Here is a 5,719-nt window from a genome sequence, read left to right as displayed (position 1 = left end):
CGAACTGGCGGAAACTTCCCGTTCCGCAGGGGCATGGCTTCAGGACAATTCCGAGCTTGTGGGCAACGAGCGCGCAGCCCTGCAAAAGGATCTGCGCCATGCGGCCCGCTTTTTCGGCAAGTGCGAGCAGGCGGCCCGCCGCAAGATGTGCGTGGGTGTGTTTGGCCCCAGCCAGTCGGGCAAGTCCTACCTTATTTCGGCCCTTGCCAGTGATGCGGACAAGGTGCTTCTGGCCGATTTTTGCGGTCAGACCTTCAACTTCATCAAGGATATCAACCCCGAGGGCGGCAAGGAATCCACCGGGCTGGTTACGCGCTTTACCACCACGCCGCCCGAGGGCGTTACAGAGGCCTACCCCATCCGTCTGCGTCTGCTTTCAGAAACTGACGTGGCCCGCGTGCTCGCCAATACCTACTATGCGGACTGCGACCACAAGGACGCCCCCAATGCCGAGGCCCTCGCCAAGGAGCTGGAGAGCCTCCAGAGCCGCGCCCAGTCTGCGCCCGTACCCGGCGGCATGAGCCTGGACGATGTGGAAGAACTGCGCGATTATGTGAACAAAAACTTCATTTCGCGCCCCAGAGTGCAGATGCTCCAGAACGGCTACTGGGTGCGTGCCATGGAACTGGCCCCCCGTCTGGAGCTGGAAGACCGTGCCCGCCTTGTGGGCCTGATCTGGGATGGCGTGCCGGAATTTCAGGCAGTGTATATACAGCTTGGCGCGGCCTTGCGCCAGCTCGGCAACGCTGCCGAGGCATGTTGCGCCATTGACGCGCTCATACCCCGCAGCAACAGCATTATTGACGTGGCGCGGTTGCAGGGCCTCAACGAGCCGCCCACAGACATGCTGACCCTTGTGGGCGCGGAGGGCCGCAAGGCTGACCTGCCGCGCGCGCTGGTGACGGCCCTCACGGCGGAAATCACCATCTACATGCGTGAAAAGCCCGACGATTTCTTTGACCACACCGACCTGCTGGACTTTCCCGGCTACCGCGCGCGCTACAAATTCAGCGATCTGCGCGCCGCGCTGGACAGTCGCAAGGACATGCTCAAGGAACTCTTTTTGCGCGGCAAGGTGGCCTACCTTTTTGAGCGCTACCGCGAGGAAAAAGAGCTCACCAGCATGCTGCTCTGCATCGGACCCAGCACGCAGGAAGTGCAGGATCTGCCGCAGGCCGTGTATGAATGGATATGCTCCACCCACGGCGAAACGCCTGAAATGCGCGCCAGTAAAGCGCCAGCGCTCTTTTTTGTGCTCACCAAGATGGACATGGAGTTTGAAAAAAAAGCCGGATCGCCCTCAGTGGAAACCCGCTGGACAACCCGGCTGGAATCTTCGCTGGTGAACTTTTTCGGTCAGGTGCACGACTGGCCGCAAAACTGGGACGGCACGCACCCCTTCAACAATGTCTTTTTGCTGCGCAATCCCAACTTTTTGTGCGAGGCCATTTTCGATTACGCCGACAGGCGCGAAACCGGCATCCGGCAGGAACAACAGGCCTTTGTGGAAGAAGTGCGCCAGTCCTTCATGCAATCGCCACTGGTGCAGAAGCATGTGGCTGACCCGGAACGGGCCTGGCAGGCAGCCATGACGCTCAACGACGGCGGCGTGGGCCTGCTGCGCCAGAGCCTGCGGCCCCTGTGCAACCCCGAACTCAAGCGGCAGCAGATCAGCGGCAGCCTTGCCGAAAAATGCGAACGCTTGCGCACCGGGCTTGCACCCTTCTATCGCACGGACGACAGGGAAGAACTGCGCAGACAAAAGGAACAGCTCTCGCGCCTGCTGGTTTCGCAGATGGCCAAGGTTGCGGAAAGGCAGCTCTTTGGCGAATTTTTGCGCCGCCTTCAGGTGCGCGACTTTGACCTCTACGAAATCTGCCTCAACGCCCGCCAAAGCCCGGATGAAGGCCAGGCCGCCGCGCCAGCTCAGGTTGTGGGTGCGCGTGTTTCCGCCAACGACATTCTGGGCGACATCTTTGGCGACGACGCTCCCGTGTCCGCGCCAGCGGCAGACGCCGCCGATGCGGAAGCAAAGGACAGCGCCCAGGTCTTTGCCGGAATGGTCATGGACCACTGGACAGGGCGGCTGCGCGACCTCTGCAACGATGTGGAAGTCAGGGGCCAGCTTGGCCTGCCAGCCAAGGAACTTGACCAGTTCTGCCACGAGCTGGTGCAGGCCGCAGCGCGCTGCAAGCTGCGCGAAAATCTGGAGGCTGAGCTGCGCCGCTCATCGGCATTCAGCAATATGGCTCGCGAGCGCCTCGTGTGGAAGCAGGTGAGCCTTGCTGCGGATGCCATCAACGCCTTTGTGGACTGGTGGGGCTTTGACCCACGCTTCAAGGATCAGACGCGGCGCACCGTTGTTTTTGGCGGCAAAAGCGTGCCCCTGTTTGACCCACCGCAGGAAATCAAGGGAGAACCCCGCATCGGCGAGGAAGAATCGCCCTATGACCGCCTGTGGTATACTGACTGGCTGCGCGCCATGGCCTATAGCGTTATGGCCAATGTGGATTTTGACGGCCAGCAGAGCGTCAACCCTGAACAGAACAACCGCCTGCGCGAACTTTTGCAGGCCTTCAAAGGATAACCCATGCGCGCCAGCATTTCAGCCGATACCGGGCGCGGCCCCGGCAACGGCATCATCGAGATTTTTGACGCAGGCGATGTGAGCGAACCCGGCTTTACCCTGCTGCGGGCATCTGACGGCAAATGCCTTGGCCCCCGTGGCTGGCAGGAGAGCGAAACCCTGCTCACCCCCGATGCCTGGGATAATGACGGCGACAGCCTGCGGCTGGCCGTTGGCCCTGCGGTGGTGGACGAGGTGGACAACCTCGATGCCTACCGTATCAGCCTGCGCGGCGTGGGCAGTTGCGCCCTTGCCGTAAAATCGCTCGTATATTCCAACATTGCGGGCGGGCATGGCATGGGCGCTGGCGCTCCGCTGACTCCCCCGCCTGTCGCATCGCCCGCTCCCGAGCCGGAGCCGGAACCAGTGCTGGAATCGCCGGAGCCGCCTCTGGCTTTTGAGGAGCCGCAAGCGCCCCAGCAGCATGAAGCTCCGCTTGAAATGGCAAGCAAGGAAGAAGGCAAACCCGGCGCCAAGGCCGGGCTTGTGCTCCTGCTCGTGCTTGCAGCCATTGCCGCAGGCGTTGCCGCGTGGTGGTTCCTGCTGCGCGAGCCGGAAAAAGCCCCCCTGCCCACGCCCCCTGAGCAGACGCAGAATGCGGACAAGCCCCAAAGCGCTGATCAGGCCCAGCCCAAGCCCGGAGACGCCGGGCAGCAAGGGGCGGATGCCGCCAAGCAGCCGCTTTCTCCCCTGGCCTCGGCGCGCGAACAGTTGCGCGGGCAGGCACTGCCCGACGTGAGCCTTGCCATGGCAAAGCCCTTGCGCAAGGCCGACGCCAAGCCGGAAGAAAGCGACGCCGCATTTTTGCTGCTGGAAGACGCCGCGCAGAAAGGCGATGCCGAAGCCATGTTCCTTGTGGGTCAGTTTTACGACCCGGCCAGCACCCTGCCGCGCGGCAGTATCCCCGCCGACCTCACGCAGGCCAAGCGCTGGTACGATCAGGCCCTGCAAAAGGGCCAGCCTCAAGCCAAGGCGGCACTGGACACGCTGAAAGAACACGCCCGCGCCCTTGAGGCCAAGGGTGATGCCGAAGCGCGCTCCCTGCTGCAAAACTGGCAATAAACGCGGCCCCGAGCAGTTTGATCTGGAATTGCTGCATCCCGCGAGGAGTTCACTATGTATTGCATGCCCATGTTTCGCCGTTGCTGCCTTGTAGCCCTGCTGGTGCTGGGCCTTGGCGTCAGCATTGCTGGCACTGTTTCCACCGTTTCTGCCGCGCCCCTGTTGCAGCAGGGCAAAAAAACGCTGTTCCAGCGGGTGGTCAGCCATCCCGGCGCGGCCCTGCTGGCCGAGCCAAAGGCCGATGGCGCCGTGGTGCGCAAAAGCGTGGTGCCCTTTACGGTTATGTATGTCTATGACCGCAAGGACGCCTACATTCAGGTTGGTGCCTCTACCGCGCAGCCCGAGGGCTGGATGGAAGCCGCCAAGGCCACGGACTGGAACCAGTCGCTCACCCTGCTGTTCACGCCCCGCACCGGGCGCGATCCTGTGCTGTTTTTCAAGACGGAAACAGGCCTGAACGAACTTTGCGCCGCGCCAGACATGGAAAAAAGGCTCGATGCCCTTGAAGCGCAGGCTGCAAGCCTGCGGCAGAGCAACCAGCCAGCGCCGGAAACCATGCCCATCCTTGCCAGCGAGCCGTCGGACGCTCAGGGCGCAGTGTCTGAAAAGCGCTTCTATCTCATGCCCATACTGGACATGAAAGACCCCTTTGACGGCGTCAAGTTTCTGAGGGTTGCCTCCATTGACCCCGGCAACGGCAAGAACAAGGACGGCAAGAACGGCCCGCCCAAGACCGGCATTGCCCTTGTCATCGACACCACCATTTCCATGAAGCCCTATATCGACCAGAGCCTGAACGTGGTTCGGCAGATATACGACAAGATTGAAAAAGATCACATGACCGACAACGTGGGCTTTGCCGTTGTGGCCTTTCGCAGCAGCACCAAGGCTACGCCCGGTCTGGAATATACCACCGAAGTTGTGAGCGATTTTGCCACGGCAAAAGACCGCAAAAGCCTTGAAGACAAGCTTTCAAAAGTGCAGGAAGCCAAGGTTTCCAGCCACGATTTCAACGAGGATTCACTGGCTGGCGTGTACAAGGCCGTGGAAGGCCTGAACTGGGGCGACTACTCCTCGCGCCTTATCCTGCTGATCACAGATGCTGGCCCGCTCAAGAGCGGCGACAAGTTTGCCTCGGTGGCCATGGGCCCGAGCGAAGTCAACGACTTTGCCCGCCAGAAGGGCATCTGGATTACCGCCCTGCACCTCAAAAGCCCCGGCGGCAACGCCAACCACGCCTATGCGGAGCAGAGCTACCGCGCGCTGAGCAAGCTTTCGGGCAACCGCTCCAACTATCTGGTGGTGTCCGCACCCACGCCTGCCAAGGGAGCGGAGCAGTTTGCCGCCATCACCAAGACTCTGGCCACCGGCATGCTTGATATGGTCAAGAACACCGCCGAAGGCAAGATCATGACCAAGCCCAAGGACGAAAAGCCGCAGACAGCCTCTGCGGAAGATCAGGCCGCCAATCTGGCAGCGACCCTCGGCTATGCCATGCAGCTTGAATACCTCGGCAAGGCGCGTGAAAATGCCGCGCCTTCCGTGGTAAATTCCTGGATTGCAGACATGGATCTGAACCAGCTTGCCAAGAGCAGGCAGACCCCTAGCGTTGACGTGGCCGTACTGCTGACCAAGAACCAGCTCAACGACCTGAGCGCCCAGCTCAAGGCCATCATCGACAATGCCGAGCGCACCAAAAAGACTGACGCGCGCGACTTTTTCCAGGGTGTGCTTTCTGCCTCCACCCGCATGGCCCGCGACCCCAACATGCCCACGCAGGGCAAGAATCTGGCCGAACTTGGCGTGCTTTCCGAATTTCTGGACGGCCTGCCCTACAAGAGCGACGTCATGCTGCTGCGCGAGGAAGACTGGTACCGCATGAGCGTGGGTGAGCAGACGGCCTTTATCAACCGCCTCAAATCCCGGCTTGCCCGGTATGAGGAATATGACCGCGACCGCGCCAACTGGGAAAGCTTCGGCCAGGCCAACCCCGGCGACTGGGTTTACCGTGTGCCGCTGAGCATGCTGCCC

Annotated in this window: 3 protein-coding genes; all 3 read left to right on the top strand. The window is 61.5% G+C overall.

The features are described from left to right. On the top strand, window positions 1-2,587 hold a 2,587-nt coding region (locus tag VEZ52_RS13120), incomplete at its 5' end, for a virulence factor SrfC family protein (protein WP_324837211.1). A gap of 3 nt (window positions 2,588-2,590) precedes the next feature. Next, complete coding sequence (locus VEZ52_RS13115) at window positions 2,591-3,688, top strand: sel1 repeat family protein (RefSeq protein ID WP_324837210.1); 1,098 nt, start codon at window positions 2,591-2,593, stop codon at window positions 3,686-3,688. Between the two features lie 54 nt (window positions 3,689-3,742). Next, window positions 3,743-5,719 (top strand): vWA domain-containing protein (locus VEZ52_RS13110; protein ID WP_324837209.1); only part of this gene is annotated, 1,977 nt, incomplete at its 3' end.

Origin of the sequence: Desulfovibrio sp. (genome assembly GCF_035644575.1) — a bacterium.
In the GTDB taxonomy this organism is placed as follows: Bacteria; Desulfobacterota; Desulfovibrionia; order Desulfovibrionales; family Desulfovibrionaceae; genus Desulfovibrio.
The sequence above is the reverse complement of the archived record's forward strand: the minus strand, read 5'-3'. Positions and strand labels throughout refer to the sequence as shown.

Coding starts and splice junctions, on each gene's coding strand:
- VEZ52_RS13115 (WP_324837210.1), top strand. CDS start 2,591: ATGCGCGCCAGCATTTCAGCCGATACCGGGCGCGGCCCCGGCAACGGC.